The sequence below is a fragment of the Paenalcaligenes sp. genome, assembly GCF_030152715.1.
Taxonomy (GTDB): domain Bacteria; phylum Pseudomonadota; class Gammaproteobacteria; order Burkholderiales; family Burkholderiaceae_B; genus Paenalcaligenes; species Paenalcaligenes hermetiae.
The window spans coordinates 1-20,710 of sequence record NZ_JASLIX010000073.1 but is presented as its reverse complement, the minus strand read 5'-3'; the positions used below and the strand labels follow the sequence as shown (position 1 = coordinate 20,710).

The window sequence follows — 20,710 nt, the reverse complement described above, 5'->3', positions numbered from 1 at the left end:
AGCATATACGTTTAACGCTGCCCGGCACGCGCCTCAAAACGGCCGCGCCCTTTTTTCTGTGCAAATCCTTCAGCACGCCCTTGTGGTTTCGCCCCACGTGGACGACGTGACTTATCTAAAGCACCAGCCTTTTCCCCACGGGCTGGAGCTGCCGGACGTGTGTCTGGCCCCAATGGACGCGCAGGACGGGTATCACGACGCCCCTCTGTGGCTCGCGCCCCAGCGGCAAAAGCCGGACGACGTCCACGCCCACCGCCCCCACCTTTACGGGCTTTATAAGTAGGACGTACTGCTTTAGTAGGCTCTAAACCAGGAATGGTTTCTACCGGAATCGGCTGCCCAATAAAATGCTCAATACGACGCACTTTATGACGCTCAGACACATTCGCTAAAGTAAAAGCTAAACCATCTTTGCCTGCCCGCCCTGTACGACCAATACGATGGGTGTAGTCCTCGGCCTGCATAGGCAAGTCGTAATTGATGGCATGGCTAATCCCCTGCACATCAATACCACGCGCGGCAACATCCGTAGCAACTAACACACGTAAACGACGGCGCTGTAATAAGTTCAGGGTGCGCGTGCGCTGACGCTGATTCATATCCCCATGTAAGGCACCTGCCGCAAACCCTTCGTCACATAAACGATCGGCCAATTCATCCGCACCACGCTTGGTAGCAGTAAAAATAATCGCTTGATCTAAGTTGCTATCGCGTAGTAAATGATCTAACAGCTGCTCTTTATGGTGCTGATTATCAGCGTAGAGCAAAGCCTGGGTAATATTCTGGTGTTTTTCTTTGTGACCCGAGACCTCTATCGACAACGGGTCGCGCATCATAGCGCTAGCCAATTTTGCCACTGAGCCATCTAAGGTTGCAGAAAATAAAAGGGTTTGGCGCTCGGAAGGGGTACGCGCTACGATACGCTCAATGTCTTCGATAAAGCCCATATCTAACATACGGTCCGCTTCATCCAGCACCAGCGTTTGTACTGTATTTAATTTAACGCGCTTAGACTGCAAATGATCCATCAAGCGCCCTGGAGTTGCTACCAGCACATCCACACGGCGCGACAAGGCTTTTAATTGAGCGCCATAAGGCATGCCGCCCACAACCACCGCCACCCGCAAATCTCGACACTGAGAAGCGTAGGTTTTTGCTGCGTCCCCTACCTGCATCGCCAGCTCTCGCGTTGGTGCTAATACCAATACGGACACGCCCCGAGGCCGCTGGGGATTGGAAACAATACGATGTAAGGCAGGCAGCATAAAAGCCGCGGTTTTACCACTGCCTGTTTGTGCCGATACCATTAAATCATGGCCCTCAAGCGCTTTAGGGATGGAGGCCGACTGCACCGATGTTGGGGATTCAAAACCCGCTTTTTTTAGGGCGGAAACCAAATGAGTCGATAAACCTAGGGTTTCAAAAGACATATATGACCTTTGTTGTAAGCACAACAACAATTACACCTATCAAAAAACAGGTGCAAAGATTAATTGGAAAGCATCGGGCCGACCAATCAACCTAATAAGCAAAGGCATATATATGCTAAAACAGGCGGGGGGTCAGAAAACGCGATGACATGGCAGCAAAACGCTGCAAAAAATGAAGAAGTGGCTTAGCTTACAAAATTAAGCTAAGCCACCCATTAACGCATAATTTTTTACTTTTAGCAAGGGTTATCCCCAAATCAACCAAATCAATAAAATAATAGGAATAGGCACACCCAACAACCATAAGAGAATGGATTTCATACTGCCTCCTTTTTAAGTATTCGGCTTATGCAACATGGCACACTTTCAGCATACTGCTTTACCCTCTAAGTGCCGCGCATAAATGTAAGCAAACCCATCTTCTTTTCAAAAACGCATCCACAACAGTCACAGCCAGTTGCGTGACGTAATAGAAAGGTTACAAAAAAGCCCTTATTCCTTTATAGGAAAAGGGCTTAAATACCACGCTAGTCGCTTATCGGTCTAGGAAATGGTCAAAACGGAATATCGTCATCCATATCCGATAAGTTATCCATTGGGGACGCTTGATAATTTTGCTGAGGCGGAGCTTGTCGAGGTGCGGGCTGCGCAGCAGCTTGCTGTGGTGCGGCTTGGCGCTGAGGCTGTGGGGCTTGATTATAGTCATCACCACCAAAGTCTCCACCACTATCCCCGCGCCCGCCTAGCATTTGCATTTGATCAGCAATGATTTCAGTGGTGTAACGGTCTTGGCCATCTTGCCCCTGCCATTTACGGGTACGAAGGCGGCCTTCGATATAAACCGGGCGGCCTTTACGCAAGTATTCCCCAGCGATTTCCGCTAAACGGTTAAACATCACCACGCGGTGCCATTCGGTTTCTTCGCGGCGCTCGCCAGTTTGGCTATCACGCGTGGCATATGTGGTCGCGATGGACAGATTGCACATTGCCGCCCCGCTCGCTGTGTAGCGCACCTCGGGATCACGCCCAAGGTTGCCAACTAAAATGACTTTATTGACTGATGCCATGTTGTATTCCTATCTCAAGTAAATTCGATGATCTATTATGCGGGATTTTATTTCTCTGCCCCAGTGGCTTAACCCAACCAATGTGATCTTTTCGCCTAATGGTTTATAAAACCGTTTTAAACTGCCGGGTTGTTAGCCACCATAATAGAGCTAGTGCCGCACCGATCCATAACGCCCAATGTACACCAACCGTGGCGGCGATAACACCCCCCGTTAAACCACCACCAAACACGCCCAGCGACTGCGTTGTATTGTAAAAACCCATGGCTAAACCTTTATATTCGGCAGGGGCAACGCGGGACACCATAGAGGGTTGTAATGCCTCTAAGGTATTAAAAATCACAAAGAAAACAAATAAAGCCACCACCATCGCCCACAAGCTAAAACTGGCCCATGGCATCAACGCCATGATCGCGGCTAATGCTAAGACTAACCATTGCAAAACGCGACGGTGCGCTTTACGTACTTCCGTGTAAATTACCATCGGTATCATCAAAGCAAACGACAGCACGATTACCGGCAAATATACCTTCCACAGAGAGCCAGAATCAAACTGTCCTAGTTGTGCCAACACCCCTGGGATCACCACAAACAACATCATCAAAATAAAATGCAAGGCAAATACACCAAAATTTAGCCGTAGTAAGTCCCCCTGCTTTAATACATCCGACGCTTTGGCACGTATGATCGGTTCCGCCTGCGGGTATTCGGGAATAGCAAAAGTGGCAAGCAATAAGCAAACAAAGCCTAATAAGCTAATAGCCCAGAAAAGCCCCGATAAGCCAAACTGCCCCACTAATACGGGCGATAAAACCAAAGACACGGCAAAAGACAAGCCTATTGCCGAACCTACCATCGCCATAGCACGGGTACGCACCTCGGGACGGGTCGCATCAGCTACCCAAGCGGTAATCGCTGCAGAAATCGCACCTAAACCCTGTAAAACGCGACCCACAATAATGCCATCTACACTTTGTGCTAGGGCACTCACTACCCCACCTAAAACAAAAAGCAACATTCCGCCCATAATCACAGGGCGGCGCCCCCACTTATCCGAAGCCATCCCTAAAGGAATCTGCATAATTGCTTGGGTAAGCCCATACGCACCCAACGCAATACCGACTTTTGTTGCATTATTTCCACCAGGTATCGATTGGGCGGCCACAGCAAAAATAGGGGTCAATAAAAACAAGCCCAACATGCGTGTAGAAAACAACAAAGCCAACAATACACTGGCTTTACGCTCTTGGGGGTTAAGTGATATTCGCTCACGTTTAGATGAAATGGTTTGCCTGCTCATGAACTGGCTCATGCCTCATTGAATAATTTAATACTTTAGCCAATAGCCTACGGGTTTTAGGACAGGAAGACACATAGCGCGCTATAGTAGTACGTTAGCCTTTTGACCCTAGCACGTAAAAAATCGAATGGAATTAATACGTATTCGCGGTGCACGCACGCATAATCTGAAAAACCTTTCAGTAGACTTACCCCGTCAGAAACTGGTTGTTATTACCGGTTTATCTGGCTCAGGTAAATCTTCCTTAGCTTTTGATACCTTATATGCGGAAGGTCAACGACGCTATGTGGAAAGCCTATCTGCCTATGCACGCCAATTTTTACAAATCATGGATAAGCCTGATGTGGACTTAATCGAAGGCCTGTCTCCTGCTATCGCTATTGAACAAAAGGCAGCAGGACATAACCCGCGATCCACCGTGGGGACCACCACCGAAATCCATGATTACTTACGCTTATTGTATGCCCGTGTCGGTACGCCCTATTGTCCTATCCATCAGCTGCCTTTGCAATCACATACGATTAGCCAGATGGTAGATGCACTATTGGCTTGGCCACAAGAAACGCGCGTCGCCATTTTAGCCCCTATTGCCTTAGAGCAAAACCAAGACCTAATAGAGCTCGGGCGCAGCCTGCAATCTCAAGGCTTTGTGCGGGTACGTTACAACGGGGTCATGCAAAGTCTTGATGAGCCCTTAGCCACTACAGACACCACGCCACAGATCGAGGTGGTTATCGATCGCTTGCGCGTTCGCGCCGATAGCGCTCAGCGCCTAGCCGAAAGCTTAGAAACGGCCACACAGCTCAGTGCAGGCAAAGCCGATGTGCTCAATATGGATACCGAAGCCATCCAGCGTTTTAACCTGCATTTTTCCTGCCCCGAATGCGACTATCATCTTGATGAGCTCGAGCCCCGTTTATTTAGCTTTAATAATCCGGCTGGAGCCTGTCCAGAATGCGCGGGCTTAGGAGAAACCGAGGTGTTTGATCCAAAGCGGGTGGTCGCTGTGCCGGATCTCAGCCTAGCAGGTGGCGCGATTGCTGGTTGGGATCGTCGCAATGCATTCACCTTTAATCTACTCAAAAGCCTCGCGGATTATTATGGTTTTGACATTGATGAGCCTTTTGATCAATTAGACCCTAACGTACAGCACTGTATCTTATATGGTTCGGGCGAGGAAGCCATCCCGTTTATCTACTTGACAGAAAAAGGCACCACCACGATTAAACACCACCCCTTTGAAGGGGTCATCCCCAATCTAATGCGACGTTGGCAGGAGACCGACTCCAGTGCGGTACGTGAAGAGCTCAACAAACTACGGCGTCTTCAAACCTGCCCAGCTTGTCATGGAGCACGGCTTAATACCGCTGCTCGCCATGTTTACTTAGGCGACAATGACCCGCAACCCATTTATGCAGTAGAACACTTGTCCTTACAAGACTGTTTGGAGTGGTTTGCCAACCTGCAGTTAAGCGGTGCTAAACAAGATATCGCGGCACGCATCATTGAAGAAATCCAAGCACGTTTACGCTTTTTAAATAATGTGGGTCTAAGCTACCTATCTTTAGACCGTCGAGCCAACACTATTTCGGGGGGGGAAGCGCAGCGTATCCGCCTCGCCAGTCAAATTGGCTCTGGCTTAACCGGTGTAATGTATGTGCTGGATGAGCCTTCCATTGGCTTACACCAGCGTGACAATGACAAACTGATTCTCACGCTGCAACAGTTGCGAGACTTAGGCAATAGCGTCATTGTGGTTGAGCACGATGAGGACATGATGCGTCAAGCCGATTATTTGGTCGATATGGGGCCAGGTGCCGGAGAGCTTGGCGGGGAAATTATTGCTCAGGGCACGCCGGCTGAAATAATGAACGACCCAAACTCGATGACTGGTCAGTACCTAAGTGGCGCTAAAAAAATCCAAGCCACTCATAGGCGCCCCGTCACCCCTGATCTCCCGCGCTTAAGCCTATGGGGAGCACACGGCAACAACTTAAAACAGGTGGATTTACACTTACCCTTGCAGCGCTTTATCTGCATTACGGGGGTTTCCGGATCCGGCAAATCTACCTTAATCAATCACACGCTCGCCAAAGCCGTGGCTAAAGCCTTACACCGCGCCCAAAGCGAGCCCGCTCCCTATGAGCGCCTAACCGGTCTTGAGCATGTAGATAAAATCATCACCGTAGATCAAAGTCCCATTGGCCGTACACCACGAAGCAATCCCGCAACCTACACGGGCCTGTTTACGCCTATTAGAGAGCTCTTTGCTGGTGTGCCCGAAGCTCGTGTACGCGGCTATGATGCCGGTCGCTTTTCTTTTAATGTGAAAGGGGGGCGTTGCGAAGCGTGCCAGGGTGACGGCGTGGTAAAAGTTGAAATGCACTTTTTACCTGATGTCTACGTGCCTTGTGATGTGTGTCATGGTGCGCGCTATAACCGTGAAACCCTAGAAATTCATTATCGTGGCAAAAATATCAGCGAGGTATTGGATCTAACCGTAGCCCAGGCCATGACCTACTTTGAGGCGGTCCCCACGATTGCGCGCAAGCTCCAAACCTTGATGGATGTCGGTTTGTCTTATCTACGGCTGGGTCAAAGCGCTACCACCCTGTCTGGGGGGGAAGCACAGCGGGTTAAGCTCGCTTTAGAACTCTCTAAACGTAGTACCGGCAATACACTATATATTTTAGATGAGCCCACCACAGGGCTACATTTTCAAGATATTGCGCTTTTACTCGATGTGCTCAATCAACTGGTCGATGCCGGCAATACAGTGGTCGTGATCGAACACAACCTAGATGTCATCAAAACCGCTGACTGGATTATTGATATTGGTCCAGAGGGGGGCGATGGGGGCGGACAAATCGTTGTAGAGGGCACCCCTGAGACGGTTGCCCGCTGCGACCAAAGCTACACCGGCCGTTACTTACAGCCCCTGCTAACAGGTAACTAAACACGCAAGCATAAGCTACCCGTACACCTATTAACGCTTTACATCACAAACAAGTCACGATGTTCTTTAATAGCAAAGCGGTCTGTCATGCCCGCCACATAATCCGCTATGGCTCGTGCTTGCTCGTTAAAATCCTCGCGTCGATGCTCAGCTGCCAAAAGCCCTGGTTCAGCAATAAAGGCCTCAAACAAATCTCGCACAATACGCCGTGCCTTGTGGGTCATGCGTAAAACCCGATCGTGATAATACAAGTTTTGGCGCAAAAAGCGCTTAAGCTCATCAGCTTGAGCTCGCATATCGGGGCTAAATGCGGCTAAACGCGGGCATTGTCGCACCTCGTCCACTGACTGGGGCTGATGTTGCGCTAGATTGGCCAAGGTAGTTTCTGATAAGTCCACCACAAAGGTATGAATCATACGCCGAATAATCTCAGCAATCAGGCGCTTACGCATAGCGGGAGCCTGCAGCGACGGGTGCTGTTGCAGCACTTGCTCGTGATGCTCAGCAAAAACCCGCACCTCTAAGAGCTGCTCTAGGGTAATGAGCCCCGAGCGTAGCCCATCATCAATGTCATGGTTGTTATACGCAATCTCATCGGCCAGATTGGCTACCTGAGCCTCTAAAGAAGGCTGCGTGCCATTTAAAAAGCGCAAACCCACCGCACCAAGGCGCTCAGCATGACGCCGGTTACAGTGTTTTAAAATCCCCTCGCGCGTCTCAAAGCATAGGTTTAGACCATTAAATTGCGCATAACGCTCTTCGATATGATCCACAATACGCAGGCTTTGTAAATTATGCTCAAAACCACCGGCTTCGGGTGCTAGCTCACGCATGCACAGATTTAGCTCCTCTTGTCCGGCATGCCCAAAAGGCGTATGCCCTAAATCATGCGCTAGGGCGATGGCTTCGATCAAGTCCTCGTGTAGACCTAAGCGGCGCGCAATGGCGCGGGCTATTTGTGCCACCTCGATGCTGTGTGTTAGCCGCGTCCGAAATAAATCCCCCTCGTGGTTCACAAACACCTGGGTTTTGTATTCCAAGCGCCTAAACGCATTGCAATGAATGATTCGGTCTTTATCACGCTGAAAAGCGTTACGCCCACTGGGTGGGGGTTCAGGATAAAGACGACCTTGGGACTGCTCTGGGTTACATGCATACGCGGCTAACATCATGACTCCTAAAATTGAGCTAAGACTTTTTTCACCGTAGTCACATCTACTGCTTGCACCACACTTTTGCCTAGCTCAGGTAATAAAACAAAGCGCAGCTGACCGCCCTCGGCTTTTTTATCTAACCCCATCAGATCAATCCATTTATCTGCATCCCACTGTGGGGGCTGGGTAGGACAACCGATAGCAGCAACGAGCGCTTTGATTAACTGCACATGCTCTGGCGCCAAGCCACAGATCTCGGCGGATAAGGCAGCAGCCATTATCATGCCGCAGCCCACGGCCTCGCCATGCAACCATTCACCATAACCCAGCCCCGCTTCAATGGCATGACCAAATGTATGACCAAAGTTTAATATGGCGCGTAAGCCTGACTCGCGCTCATCTTGTGACACCACATAGGCCTTAAGCTCGCATGAGCGCTGTACAGCATACTGCACCACATCAGGCTGCAAGGCGGTAAGCGCCGCGGCATTTTCCACACACCAATGTAAAAAATCAGCATCCGTGATCATGCCGTATTTGATGACCTCGGCCAGCCCAGCTGCGATTTCTCTTTGTCCAAGCGTCCCTAATACGTCAATATCGATTTCTACAGCGATTGGCTGGTAAAACGCCCCGATCATATTTTTACCTAAGGGGTGGTTAATCGCGGTTTTCCCCCCTACTGATGAATCCACTTGGGACAACAATGTAGTCGGCACCTGCACAAAACGAATGCCTCGCATAAAACAAGCCGCCGCAAAACCACTAATGTCCCCAACTACGCCCCCACCTAACGCGACAATAACCGCTTTTCTATCCAATCGGTTTTGTAACAAAGCATCAAAAATCTGATCCAATGTTTGGCTATTTTTATACTGCTCCCCATCAGGGATAAGCACTTGCACGACTTTTTTTTCTGTGGACTGTAGTGCATTTAATACAGTTTCACCATACAGCGCAAAAACGGTAGGATTAGAAATCAGCGCAATAGTGGTAGCGTCAGCGGGGATAGATTGTGCCAGCTGAGTTAAACGCCCGGATGCAACATGTATGGGATAGTTGCCACCTGGTGTGTTGACTTGTACTACACTCATGAAATGACCTCTTGCTCTTTTAAGACATCTAGTAATTGTTTGGCCGCTAAATGCACCGGTGCAGACCCCGTTTCAAACACCACGTCTGCTAATTGTTCATAAATCGGCTCACGCTCTGCTAACAAAGACGCAATACGCTCTTGCGGGTTTGCAGTTTGTAATAAAGGGCGGGTTTTATCCCGCTCTAGTCGCCGATATAATTCATTAATATTAGCGCGTAAATAAACAACCGTACCCCGCTCTTTGAGCATGTGTCGATTGGCCTCGGCCAAAATGGCGCCACCCCCTGTGGCTAAGATTATTTCAGGACGACGCGAACAAATGTCCAGCTCCAGGGTTTCACGTCGTCTAAAACCGGCTTCGCCTTCAATGTCGAAGATCGTAGCAACAGGCACTCCGCAGCGCGCTTCTAGCTCGTGATCTAAATCATAAAACTCACGTTTCAGATGACGAGCTAACTGGCGCCCTAACGTGGTTTTTCCAGCCCCCATCATGCCTATTAAAAAAATAGACTGATGACCTGGTTGTAACAATCGCTGTAAATCAGCCGGACTAAGAGGTGTTAAAATTTCATTTTGCATGAGGTCTGCGGATAAAAAATCTGTCATTTGTGTATTATCGCATTAGCTGCCTATTGATTTCAGCTTTATCGAGTATTTATTTACTTATAAAAACCCACCTATTTATCTCTAAAAGATAACCACTATTTGCCCACAATGAGCTCTACTGATTCATCTACTCATACTACTGCGCCCGCCTCCGGTTCGTGGCTGATCCGTCTTATTCTTAAGACTGCCATTTTCTTCACAGGTCTTGCGGCATGTGGAGCATTAGTTGTGGCTTTGGCGTTGGCTTTAGCATGGCCAAACCTTCCTGATCTTAGCGCAATGACCGACTATAAACCACGTGTACCATTGCGTATTTATACGGCGGACAAAGTCCTCATCGGCGAGTTTGGCGAGGAGCGGCGCAATGTCATGCGCTTGGACGAAATCCCGGACGTGATGAAATCCGCCATCCTAGCAGCAGAGGACGATCGCTTTTATCAACATAGTGGGGTAGACCTGAAAGGTATCGGTCGTGCGGTACTGGCAAACTTAGCATCAGGCGCTAAATCACAAGGAGCCAGTACGATCACCATGCAGGTCGCTCGTAACTTTTACCTTTCCTCAGAAAAAACCTATACACGTAAGTTTTATGAGCTATTACTGACCTTTAAAATTGAATCCATGTTGAGCAAAGACCAAATTTTAGAGCTCTACATGAATCAGATTTTTTTAGGACACCGCTCCTATGGCTTTGCGGCAGCATCGCGAGCTTATTTTGGAAAACCCTTAACTGAAATCACGTTAGCTGAAGCCGCTATGCTCGCCGGTATTCCGCGTGCCCCCTCGCGCTACAACCCCATTGCCAACTATAACGAGGCGAAACGCCAACAGGTGGTTGTCCTACGCCGCATGTTGAACTTAGGCTACATTACACAAGATGAGCATCAAGCCGCCCTAGATCAAGCTATTGAGATCCGCACCGCCGAAGGCATGCCCGCTGGTGGTTATGCCATTCATGGGGAATATGCAGCTGAGCTAGCACGCCAGTTACTATATGGTGTGTATAAAGATGGTATTTATTCACGAGGCTTCAATGTTTACACTACCATTGACTCGAAACAACAAGAAGCTGCTTACCGAAGCGTACGCGATGCCGTGCTGCAATACACTCGCCGTGCTCGCTACCCCGGCCCTGAGGCCCGCGTCAACTTACCCGCTAATATCGAACAAGACACCGAAGCCTTTAGTGACATTTTGGCAAAAGTCCAACGCGAACACCCTGATGCAGGTGATTTATTAGTAGGGGTAGTGCTATCGGCCAGCCCAACACAAATCACCGTCGCCCGCACCGCTGACAATATTATTACCGTTGACAATAAACGGGCTCTAAGCATTGTGGCGCGGGGCTTAACCAAAAACGCCAATGACAAAGAGCGCATTGATCGTGGTGCCGTGGTGTATTTATTCAATAACGGCGACTACTGGGAAGTCATCAATATGCCGGCCGTTCAAGCCGCCTTTGTCTCGATGCGCCCCCAAGACGGTGCGATTCAAGCCATGGTCGGTGGATTCCATTTTTCTGATGGTAAATTTAACCGTGTCACCCAAGCATGGCGCCAACCCGGTTCCGCCTTTAAACCTTTTATTTATGCAGCCTCACTAGAAAAAGGGCTCACCCCCGAAACCTTAATTTCGGACCAACCTTTTAGCCTAACGTCTGCCCAAACCGGCTCAAAACCATGGAATCCAAAAAACTATGGTGGTCGCTATGAAAACATGCTCACCATGCGCAATGGGCTCTACAAGTCCAAAAATATGGTGTCTATCCGTATCATGCAAGCCGTTGGGCCTAAATACGTCCAAGACTATATTGTGCGTTTTGGTTTTGATCGCGCCCGTCAACCCGCTGTGTTACCCCTTGCTTTGGGTGCAGGCAGTGTAACCCCTCTACAACTCGCTACTGCCTACAGCGTATTTGCTAATAATGGCTACCGCGTCCAACCGTATCTGATTGATCATATTACAGACGGTAGCGGCAAGGTCATCATGAGAGCTAAACCCGTAGTCGCCGGCGACAGTAATGCTCGCGCTATCGACCCAAGAACCGCCTATGTCATGAACCATATGCTACGCGGCGTAGCCACTTCTGGCACAGGCTCTCGTGCTTCAGCTACCCTTAAACGCAATGACATTGGTGGCAAAACAGGCACAACAAATAACTCCCATGATGCCTGGTTTGCCGGCTATACACCAGATATCGTTGGCATTGCTTGGCTAGGCTTTGATCAGCCCCGCTCTTTAGGAGCCAGTGAAACCGGTGGTGGCTTAGCCATGCCGGTTTGGATTGACTACATGAAAACCGCACTCAAAGACGTTCCCCAAAAGCCGCTTGGACCTGTCCCCTCGGGCCTAAAGCAAATCGATGGTAATTTCTACTTTGACGAGTTCCCTCCTGGCAAAGCCATCTTGCGTGTGGGCCTGCCCTCGGTTTTAGACGATAGTCTTTATATCGAAGAGGGGGCAGAAGACAGCGAAGACGGTATTGGCCGACTTTTAGAGCAGCTTGAGCGCCCCGGTGATGCTCTTGACCCCCTTACCACACCAGGATTGATTCCTTTTTAATCCATGAAAACCGTACTGAAACCCCTGCGTACTTTGCTATTTATCGCTATGATAGTGGCTATGACTGGATGCGGATACAAAGGTCCTTTGACTTTGCCTGAGTTTGCTCAAGCAGCCGCGCGTGCTTAATTTTTATTTTGACTTAATTATGACCGTAGCAAAGCACTTTCAACTTAAAGATGACACCTTGCATGCTGAAAATGTCTCTTTAGAGCAATTAGCGCATGATTTCGGTACACCTTTATACGTGTATTCACGCCAGGCCCTGCATGATGCATGGCATAGCTATCATGTCGCCGCACAAGGGCGCGATGTGCTGGTGTGCTACGGTATGAAAGCGAACTCAAATCTGGCTATCTTAAATGAATTTTCTCGCTTAGGCACAGGTTTTGATATTGTTTCAGGCGGGGAACTCGCGCGCGTCATCGCCGCCAAAGGTGACCCCGCTAAAGTTGTCTTCTCGGGCGTTGGCAAACAACGCTGGGAAATCGAAGCCGCTCTGGACGCGGGTATTAAATGCTTTAATGTCGAATCTGAAGCCGAATTAGAGCGTATTAACCAAATCGCTGGTGAAAAAGGGGTAAAAGCACCTATTTCTCTACGAGTCAATCCCGACGTAGACGCAAAAACCCACCCCTACATTTCTACTGGCCTTAAAGACAATAAGTTTGGGGTGGATATCAACGAAGCCCCTGCTATTTATGCACGCGCTCAGGCTATGCCCCACTTGGAGATCGTCGGGGTGGATTGCCATATTGGCTCACAAATCACTGAGATCAGCCCCTATTTAGACGCCCTCGATAAGCTTATTGCCCTCATTAAGCAGCTCCAATCCCAGGGCATTACTCTTAGCCATTTAGATATTGGTGGCGGCTTAGGGATCCGCTATACCGACGAAACCCCTGCCACACCTACTGAACTATTAAGTGCGGTATTCAAAGCGCTGGACGCTGCGGATCTAGGGCATTTACAGCTCGTGCTGGAGCCCGGGCGCTCCATGGTGGGTAATGCCGGCGTATTGCTAACACGGGTTGAATACGTAAAAACCAATCAAGACAAGCATTTTGCAATCGTTGATGCAGCAATGAATGACTTAATTCGCCCTACTCTCTACGACGCCTGGCACGACGTAGAGCCTGTTCGCCCACGCACTGGCTCTGCGCCTGCCCCGGCTTATGATATTGTGGGGCCAATCTGTGAAAGCGGCGACTGGCTGGCCAAAGATCGCGCTTTACACCTAGCCCAAGGCGATTTGCTCGCCATCATGTCTGCTGGGGCGTATGCTTTTACGATGTCCAGTCAATACAACACACGCCCTCGTGCTGCAGAGGTCATCGTAGATGACCAATCCGTGCACCTCGTTCGCCCCCGAGAAAGTCTAGAAAGTTTATTTGATAGCGAACGTCTTATTGACTAGCCATATTAGTTTTTAACTATTATTTGGCAAAAATCACTTACCCCACCCTGTACAAGGTGGGGTAATTTTATAAAAGTCTTACAGCTCACCGTAAGAATGCAAACCCGATAAGAACATATTTACACCGAGGAAGGCAAAACTCGTCACGAGCAAGCCTACCAATGCCCAATAGGCGCTAAATGTACCTCGTAGGCCCTTCATGAAGCGCATATGCAACCAAGCGGCGTAGTTTAACCAAACGATTAAGGCCCATGTTTCTTTAGGGTCCCACTGCCAATAAGTTCCCCAGGCATCAGCTGCCCATAAGGCACCTAAAATCGTGGCAATCGTAAAGAAAGCAAAGCCCACTGCAATCGCCCGATACATAATGTCATCGAGGATTTCTAAATCAGGTAAACGCTGTGCAATAGGACGGCGGAATGCCATAATTAAACCAACAATAATGGCACTAATACCAAAATACAGCATCCATGTGGCTGAAAACTTACCCGAGCTAAAAATTAACGGCTCCGCACAGAGCAACACCCCTAAAATAAACACGGGAGATAGTTTCGCCCAGGAAGTGGTCTCACCATTTTCTTTGATTAAATAGGCAAAACCTACCATCGCAGATAGCGCAAACGTACCATAACCAATAAAGTTAGCTGGCACGTGGATTTTCATCCACCAGCTTTTCAGTGCTGGCACTAAGGGCTGAATTTGATGGGCATCACGCGTAAAGGAATACCACAACAAAAACACCACGACGGAGGACACCACCAGCAAGACAAAACCGCCTAAAGCACGGGTGGCATAACGGCGTTCATAGTATAAGTAAAACAAAGCGGTCATGAGCGCAAAGAGGACAAAAACCTCGTATAAATTGCTCACAGGAATATGACCAATATCAGGGCCTAATAAGTGCCCTTCACGCCAACGTACCAATAACCCGATCGAGCCTGCGTACACTGCTGCCCATGTCAGCCCAGAGCCAATCCAAGCCGCAGTCGGGCTTGCCATCCCTATCCAGTACATTACCGTAGCTAATACAAATAATGCACACATCCACAAAATAGCGGATTGAGAAGAGATCAGGTATTTCAGAAAAAAGACGGTCTCAGCGCGATTGATATCGCCATTGGCTAAGTTTCCATCAGGGCTATAAAGCCAAATAGCAAACAACGCCACCAACGAGATCACAATCGTCATGGTGCGCAGTGGCCGCCAGAGCCAACCCATCCACACCAGCATTGGCACGGTGGCGACAAGAATAATGCGCTCGTAGTAATCCATGCTATCGGGATAGGTTTTTAAACAGTAGACTGCCGCCAAAGCCAATACAACAAAGTAGATGGCATCACTTATGGTTGGACGACCGCGCACCCCTCGCGCGTCCCCGCTGGGAGACCGCGGATCATCACCCCACATAGAGGGAGAAGATGTAACAGCGGAATTAGACATGTTGATTACCTCGATCTGCAGACAAACGCTCAAACGCCGTTTGGAAGCGTTGGAATTCTTGTTGGAAGTCTAAATTACGGCGCTGTGATGTCATGGCTGCCGTCAAAATGCTGCCCGTATCCTGTGGGCGCACCCACACCCAAATACGACGATCACGCACATAAATCATCACAAACACACCGATCACCAAGAACAAGCTACCGGTATACACAATATACATACCAGGGCTACGTGAGACCTGAAAAACACTGGCTTGCACCTGGTCAAAGCTATCTAGCGTTAACACCACGGGAGCCGGATATTCGGGCAAGTTCGCAAAAGCCAGTAAAGCGAGCTGTACCCATTGTTCCTCGTGGGCGCCTTTATCCCCACTATAATCAATAGGTGCTAAACCGTGCTCTTCGCGCACCAGATTACGCAGCTCCAAAAGCGTCATCTGGAGCATGGGCACCGTTAAACCCAAAATACGCTCGCGTTCCGCCTCTGGCACTGGTTCAATAATGCCATTAAACCCTTTACGTACAAAGGTATCAATGGTTTTAAAAGCCGCTAACTCAATCAAAGAGCCGGCCTCCATTTGCCCGCTGCGCATGGCAAAACGTTTAGCTGCCAATTGCAATTTAGCCGTGTCGGTTGCCGCTGCTCGTAACTGCATAAACTCTGTCATTGAGCTTTTTGCATCGGCAGGAATTCGTACATAACGGAAAAAATCGGCTTGATTACGGCGCATACCAAGCAAAAACACCGGAAACCCGTCTAAGGTCATGGGGGCCATGTAGTTCACATACTCCATCGCCTGGCCATCTTTGGTCGTAAGCCTATAGTGGATGCTTGGCCCCACATTGGTTAGATGATCGTCTTTGGGCTTAACGCCACTGCCCGCTACGGAGGCCACATGATCCATCAAAGCTTTAGGTTGTGGATCACCATCGGTAAGGTCCTCAACGTTAAAGACTCGTAACTCTGTAAAGGTTGCCTCTACGCTATCGCCCTGTTGGTTATAAATCACGGGCGCGCTTTCGCCAACCACCCCTTTTAGGCGGATGGGCTCGTATTCAGCCCCTTGTAAAGGATAAGCGCTTAGCACCAGTTTGCTACCACCATCATCAAAGCCAGATTGGTAGATGGTTACCCCACGATAACGCAAAGGCTCGTTCACCTCGATCACCTGAGTAAAGCGCTTACCATTTTCCTCGTCAATGACCTCTACCTCGCTTTTAAAATTGCTTGGCATACCAGTAGAGTAATAGTCAATGATAAAACGCTTTAGCTCCACAATAAATGGCACTGGCTGGATCAAAACCCCTTCTCCGTAACTAACAATAGCATGAGAGGTTTTTGCGCCCTCGGGCAAAAGCATATTAGCGCGGTAGCTAGGATTAGATAAACTCAACCGTCCAGCGGGGGGGACTTCGGAAATAAACATATTTTCCGTGATGGGGGTTTTATCCCCCAACCATGCTTGAATACGAATCGGTAGTTCACTATCTAGCAGCCCCCCTATACAAATCACCACAATCGCCACATGCCCAAAAATGTAGCCCAGACGATTTGCTCCCCCTTTTTTCGCCGCTACCATGTAACTACCGTCTTCGTCATCACGAACGCGGTAAGCGTAACCATGGGCTTTAAGCCACTGCTGGATCGGCGCTAGGTTATCTTGAGGGGTGTGGCTGGATGTGATCTCGACCCGATGGGGGAATGCTCGTAAACTTGTCCCCCGTACATATTCCCTAAAGGTGCGAGAGTCTCGGAGCATTTTAGGGGTATGTCGAATCACACATAAAGTGGTCGACACCACCAAAAAACCCATAATAACTAAAAACCACCAGCTGTTATACACATTCCAAATGGTGAATTTATCGAATAAAGCCGTCCAAAAAGGACCAAACTGATCGATATAAACATTAAGTGGCTGGTTTTGTGCGAGTACTGTGCCGATAAGACTGGCAACACAGATAAAAACCAAAAGGCTAATAGCGAACCGCATGGAGCCAAGCAGCTCCATGACATCTTCAACAGTTGCTCGACGCTGGGTGGTAGATACAGTCACAGAATTAGATAACGATAAAAGTAAGAGGAAGGGTTGATCCCATTAGAACGCACGGTAAGCAATAAGTTCCCCACTATTACCTACACATAAACACAGCAAAGCTCACCTTGTGTTTTATACGTACAAGGTGAGCTTTAAAAAGCGTTAGTCAGAGCAGAATTAACGTAGGCCTGCTGCGTAATCCGCCACAGCATCGATATCGGCATCGTTCATGCGATCGGAAATATCATGCATCATGACTTGATTGTTGCGGTCACCACTACGGAATAAACGTAATTGCTCTGCAATATAAGAAGGGAACTGACCGCTTAAGCGTGGATATTGACCGGGGATCCCAGCACCATTCGGTGCATGACAGGCAGCACAAGCCGCTACACCGCGTTCTGGTAAACCACCCCGCCAAATCTGCTGACCGCGCTCTAATGTATCTAAGTTAGTTGCTGTGGCGGCCTTTTCGGGGTCTAAAGGCTGCTGGCTAAGGTAAAACGCGACATCACGCATTTCTTCGGTGGTCATATTTGCCACAATGCTTGCCATGACGGCAGGAGCGCCACCAGCGGCTAAACGAGCTGCAGGCTCGCCCTCTTTTTTAGGGCGAAAATCATTAAGCTGTTTAACCAAGTATTCAAAAGGCTGAGCTGCCAAGTTTGGGTTGGCCTCTAGGGTGCTGTTGCCAGCTTCTCCGTGACAGGTGACACAGGCTAAAACGCCTTTAGAGACGTTACCATTTAGGTAGAGCTGTTCGCCTTTTTGTAAGTCCGGCTTTGCTGCGTCGGCAGCATAAGCTAGGCTTAGCACGGAACAACCCGCGATTAGGCTGCTTGTGATAATAAATTTTGATAGCACGCGCTTCATGTAGTCCTCGACAATCGCGATTCAACTGGATAAGCAAAAAAGGGGCTTATGCCGCCAAACCCGCCGCATTCTGCGAAAGAATCTTTGCCAAGAACACGACGTTACCGTATTAAACTTAGTGATTATACAATAGAGCTACAAAATTAAACGGAATTTGCTGCAATCATGTCTATATTACATCGCGCTCGCTTCACCATCTCTGCGGCACAACTGTCCCAGCTCCCCCCCGAAGGCCCTCCAGAGGTTTGCTTTGTGGGGCGCTCTAATGCGGGTAAGTCCTCTGCTATCAATGTCTTAACAAACCAACGCCGCCTTGCTTTTTCCAGTAAAACACCGGGGCGAACACGTCTGATTAACATGTTTGGCATTCCGGACCCTCTAGAAGCCGATGCCCAGCTTGGTTATTTAGTCGATTTGCCCGGATATGGGTATGCGGCGGTTAATCGCCAAGAAAAACAGCAGTGGGACCAAGTGCTTGGCGGATATTTACGGACGCGCAATTCCCTAGCTGGCATTGTCTTAGTGATTGATATTCGTCGCGGACTGACCGATTTAGACTTACAACTGGCCCATTGGATTGCGCCCACCGGACGACCGGTATTAGTATTATTAACTAAAGCCGATAAATTTGCGTATGGTAAACGTATCCAAGCGGTAGCTGCCGCACGCAAGCAGCTTAAAGACATTGGTGCTTTACATGCGTTGCCCTTTTCTGCAACGCACCGCATTGGTATCGAAGACGCGACGCAACATATCGAAAACTGGATTTCTCCCCAATTTGTACCATGACAAAATTTATTCCTGACGTTCATTTCCCCCAAAGCCGCCCACGCCGCAACCGTCGTGATGACTTCACCCGCCGTTTAGTGCGCGAGTCCGCCGTTAGCGTTGATGATTTTATTTATCCCGTTTTTATTCGCGAGGGCAAAGACGTCCGCGAGGCGGTCGATTCTATGCCAGGCGTCTATCGCTATTCGCCTGACCAGCTCTTAGCCGTAGCCGAAGAATGCGTAAAGCTTGGTATCCCTGTGCTTTCGCTTTTTCCTTCTATCGAACCCGAAAAAAAATGCCCCCAAGGACTAGAGGCTGCGAATCCAGATGGTCTGGTGCCTCGTACCGTTGCACTGTTAAAAAAAGAATTTCCAGAGCTGGGCGTGCTAACTGACGTGGCGCTGGATCCTTATACCAGTCACGGTCAAGACGGTATTATTGATGAAAACGGCTACGTGCTTAACGAGCCCACAGTAGCTGTTTTGTGCAAACAAGCACTCACCCAAGCCCAAGCAGGTGTGGATATTATTGCTCCTAGCGACATGATGGACGGCCGTGTTGCCGCGATCCGTAACATCTTGGATGAAAACCACTTTATTGACGCACGTATCATGGCCTATTCGGCCAAATACGCGAGTGCGTTTTACGGGCCTTTCCGGGATGCCGTAGGCTCTGCCGCCAACCTGGGTCAGTCCGACAAAGCCTCTTATCAAATGGATCCTGCTAACCGCTTAGAAGCAATCCGCGAGGTCGCCGCCGATATACGCGAAGGCGCCGACATGGTGATGGTCAAACCAGGTATGCCGTATTTAGACATTGTGCGCGAGGTCAAAGACGCGTTTGGTATGCCAACCTTTGTCTACCAAGTCAGCGGAGAATACGCCATGCTCAAAGCCGCTGCACAAAATGGCTGGCTCGATCACGATAAAGTCATGATGGAATCGCTACTCGCTTTTAAACGTGCCGGTGCCGATGGTATTTTGACGTACTTTGCGATCGAAGCGGCTAAATGGATGCAGGCAAATCAATAAATCCGATGCCCTAATAACAACGCCAGCGTATTAGGCTTGCGTTTTTTATGTGCAGCTCGTGTTACTTAGCGTACGACTTTATTTAGCTCAGCGCTAAACTTATCCGCCGGCATAAACCCAACGACCCGAGGGTCGGGAAGCTCGTTGCCCTGCGCATCAAAGAAAATGATGCCGGGTGGCCCAAATAAGTGAAAACGCTTTAACAGCTCACGGTCCTCTGGGGTGTTTTTGGTCACATCGGCTTGTAACAAAATCATGTTCCCCATTTTTTGAGCAACCTCTGGATCCGTAAAGGTGAACTGCTCCATTTCGATGCACGACACACACCAATCTGCATAAAAATCCAACATAACAGGTCGGTCTGCCGCCGCCAGTGCGGCTTCTAATTCCTGAATAGAAGTCACCGGCTCAAATGGAGGCGCTGCCACACTATTTACCGCTCCTGCACTACTACCCATCCCTAATCCAGCTAAAGGCTGGGTAATGCTTCGGCTCCCTGACGCCACCCCAACGGTAAGTGCTATGGCCCATACCGCCACCAAAATACCAACCCCTTTTAATAGTTGTTGGAATACGCCTGCCTCGGCTTCTAAACGACGGAATGCTCCTAATAGCGTAGCGGACCAAATCGCTAAGACGGCCCAACCCAGCATCAACACCCATGTGGGTAAGACCGAGTTAACCATCCACCACGCCGTGGCGAGCAACAGGATCCCAAAGCCATATTTAATCCCATTCATCCAACCACCAGCTTTAGGTAATAGCGCCCCAGAAGATGCCCCCACTACAAGCAGTAGCGCACCTGAGCCCCAGGCCAGCGCGAATAATGTAGCGCCCCCTAAGACCACATCACCCGTTTGCGAGATAAATAACAACACACCAGCTAACGGTGCGGCCACACATGGCCCCACAATCAATGCTGAAAGCATGCCCATTAAAAACACACCGCCGTATTTACCACCGGGAATTTTA

General features: G+C 49.2%; 16 protein-coding genes. 6 read left to right on the top strand and 10 right to left on the bottom strand.

What is annotated here, in order from left to right; genetic code table 11:
* Nucleotides 1-11 precede the first annotated feature (11 nt).
* The 3 genes from Q1V74_RS06070 to Q1V74_RS06060 form a co-directional block, all read right to left on the bottom strand.
* On the bottom strand, nucleotides 12-1,430 hold the full coding sequence (locus Q1V74_RS06070) for a DEAD/DEAH box helicase (protein WP_366524649.1): 1,419 nt from the start codon (nucleotides 1,428-1,430) through the stop codon (nucleotides 12-14).
* 554 nt (nucleotides 1,431-1,984) lie between these two features.
* Nucleotides 1,985-2,497, bottom strand: coding sequence for a single-stranded DNA-binding protein (ssb, locus tag Q1V74_RS06065; protein ID WP_300647506.1), 513 nt, complete (start codon nucleotides 2,495-2,497; stop codon nucleotides 1,985-1,987).
* A gap of 103 nt (nucleotides 2,498-2,600) precedes the next feature.
* Complete coding sequence (locus tag Q1V74_RS06060; protein ID WP_300647505.1) at nucleotides 2,601-3,797, bottom strand: MFS transporter; 1,197 nt, start codon at nucleotides 3,795-3,797, stop codon at nucleotides 2,601-2,603.
* Between the two features lie 127 nt (nucleotides 3,798-3,924).
* Here Q1V74_RS06060 and uvrA point away from each other — a divergent pair, with 127 nt between their 5' ends.
* Entirely contained in the window at nucleotides 3,925-6,753 is a 2,829-nt protein-coding gene (gene uvrA / locus Q1V74_RS06055) for an excinuclease ABC subunit UvrA (RefSeq protein WP_300647504.1), read from the top strand.
* A 38-nt stretch (nucleotides 6,754-6,791) separates the two neighbouring features.
* On the opposite strand, the gene Q1V74_RS06050 is transcribed toward uvrA, so the two are convergent.
* Genes Q1V74_RS06050 through Q1V74_RS06040 form a run of 3 tightly spaced genes read right to left on the bottom strand, consistent with a single transcriptional unit; the run spans nucleotide 6,792 to nucleotide 9,582 of the window.
* A complete protein-coding gene (locus Q1V74_RS06050) occupies nucleotides 6,792-7,925 on the bottom strand; it encodes a deoxyguanosinetriphosphate triphosphohydrolase (protein WP_300647503.1) in 1,134 nt (377 codons plus the stop codon).
* A gap of 5 nt (nucleotides 7,926-7,930) precedes the next feature.
* On the bottom strand, nucleotides 7,931-9,001 hold the full coding sequence (aroB, locus tag Q1V74_RS06045) for a 3-dehydroquinate synthase (protein ID WP_300647502.1): 1,071 nt from the start codon (nucleotides 8,999-9,001) through the stop codon (nucleotides 7,931-7,933).
* On the bottom strand, nucleotides 8,998-9,582 hold the full coding sequence (locus tag Q1V74_RS06040) for a shikimate kinase (RefSeq protein WP_300647501.1): 585 nt from the start codon (nucleotides 9,580-9,582) through the stop codon (nucleotides 8,998-9,000). The genes aroB and Q1V74_RS06040 overlap by 4 nt, the downstream gene beginning before the upstream one ends.
* Before the next feature lie 135 nt (nucleotides 9,583-9,717).
* Between Q1V74_RS06040 and Q1V74_RS06035 the strand changes: the two genes are divergently transcribed.
* Genes Q1V74_RS06035 through lysA form a run of 3 tightly spaced genes read left to right on the top strand, consistent with a single transcriptional unit; the run spans nucleotide 9,718 to nucleotide 13,588 of the window.
* Entirely contained in the window at nucleotides 9,718-12,171 is a 2,454-nt protein-coding gene (locus Q1V74_RS06035; protein ID WP_300647500.1) for a PBP1A family penicillin-binding protein, read from the top strand.
* A gap of 3 nt (nucleotides 12,172-12,174) precedes the next feature.
* Entirely contained in the window at nucleotides 12,175-12,300 is a 126-nt protein-coding gene (locus tag Q1V74_RS06030; protein WP_300647499.1) for a lipoprotein, read from the top strand.
* 19 nt (nucleotides 12,301-12,319) lie between these two features.
* Nucleotides 12,320-13,588: a diaminopimelate decarboxylase gene (gene lysA, locus Q1V74_RS06025; RefSeq protein WP_300647498.1), complete on the top strand. Its 1,269-nt coding sequence runs from the start codon at nucleotides 12,320-12,322 to the stop codon at nucleotides 13,586-13,588.
* Between the two features lie 78 nt (nucleotides 13,589-13,666).
* Here lysA and ccsB read toward each other — a convergent pair whose 3' ends face one another.
* The 3 genes from ccsB to Q1V74_RS06010 all read right to left on the bottom strand — a co-directional run bounded on the left by ccsB (nucleotide 13,667) and on the right by Q1V74_RS06010 (nucleotide 17,936).
* Nucleotides 13,667-15,028 (bottom strand): c-type cytochrome biogenesis protein CcsB, encoded by a 1,362-nt coding sequence (gene ccsB / locus Q1V74_RS06020; RefSeq protein WP_300647497.1) that lies wholly within the window; start codon nucleotides 15,026-15,028, stop codon nucleotides 13,667-13,669.
* Nucleotides 15,021-17,018, bottom strand: a complete 1,998-nt coding sequence (locus Q1V74_RS06015) for a cytochrome c biogenesis protein ResB (RefSeq protein ID WP_300647507.1) — start codon at nucleotides 17,016-17,018, stop codon at nucleotides 15,021-15,023. The genes ccsB and Q1V74_RS06015 overlap by 8 nt, the downstream gene beginning before the upstream one ends.
* A gap of 222 nt (nucleotides 17,019-17,240) precedes the next feature.
* Nucleotides 17,241-17,936: a c-type cytochrome gene (locus Q1V74_RS06010; RefSeq protein ID WP_260650591.1), complete on the bottom strand. Its 696-nt coding sequence runs from the start codon at nucleotides 17,934-17,936 to the stop codon at nucleotides 17,241-17,243.
* Between the two features lie 165 nt (nucleotides 17,937-18,101).
* Here Q1V74_RS06010 and yihA point away from each other — a divergent pair, with 165 nt between their 5' ends.
* Entirely contained in the window at nucleotides 18,102-18,725 is a 624-nt protein-coding gene (gene yihA, locus Q1V74_RS06005; RefSeq protein ID WP_260650590.1) for a ribosome biogenesis GTP-binding protein YihA/YsxC, read from the top strand.
* A complete protein-coding gene (gene hemB / locus Q1V74_RS06000) occupies nucleotides 18,722-19,738 on the top strand; it encodes a porphobilinogen synthase (RefSeq protein ID WP_300647496.1) in 1,017 nt (338 codons plus the stop codon). Before yihA ends, hemB begins: the two co-directional genes overlap by 4 nt.
* 65 nt (nucleotides 19,739-19,803) lie before the next feature.
* Here the strand turns inward: hemB and Q1V74_RS05995 are convergent.
* The coding region (locus Q1V74_RS05995; protein ID WP_300647495.1) for a thioredoxin family protein at nucleotides 19,804-20,710 on the bottom strand (907 nt) is incomplete at its 5' end.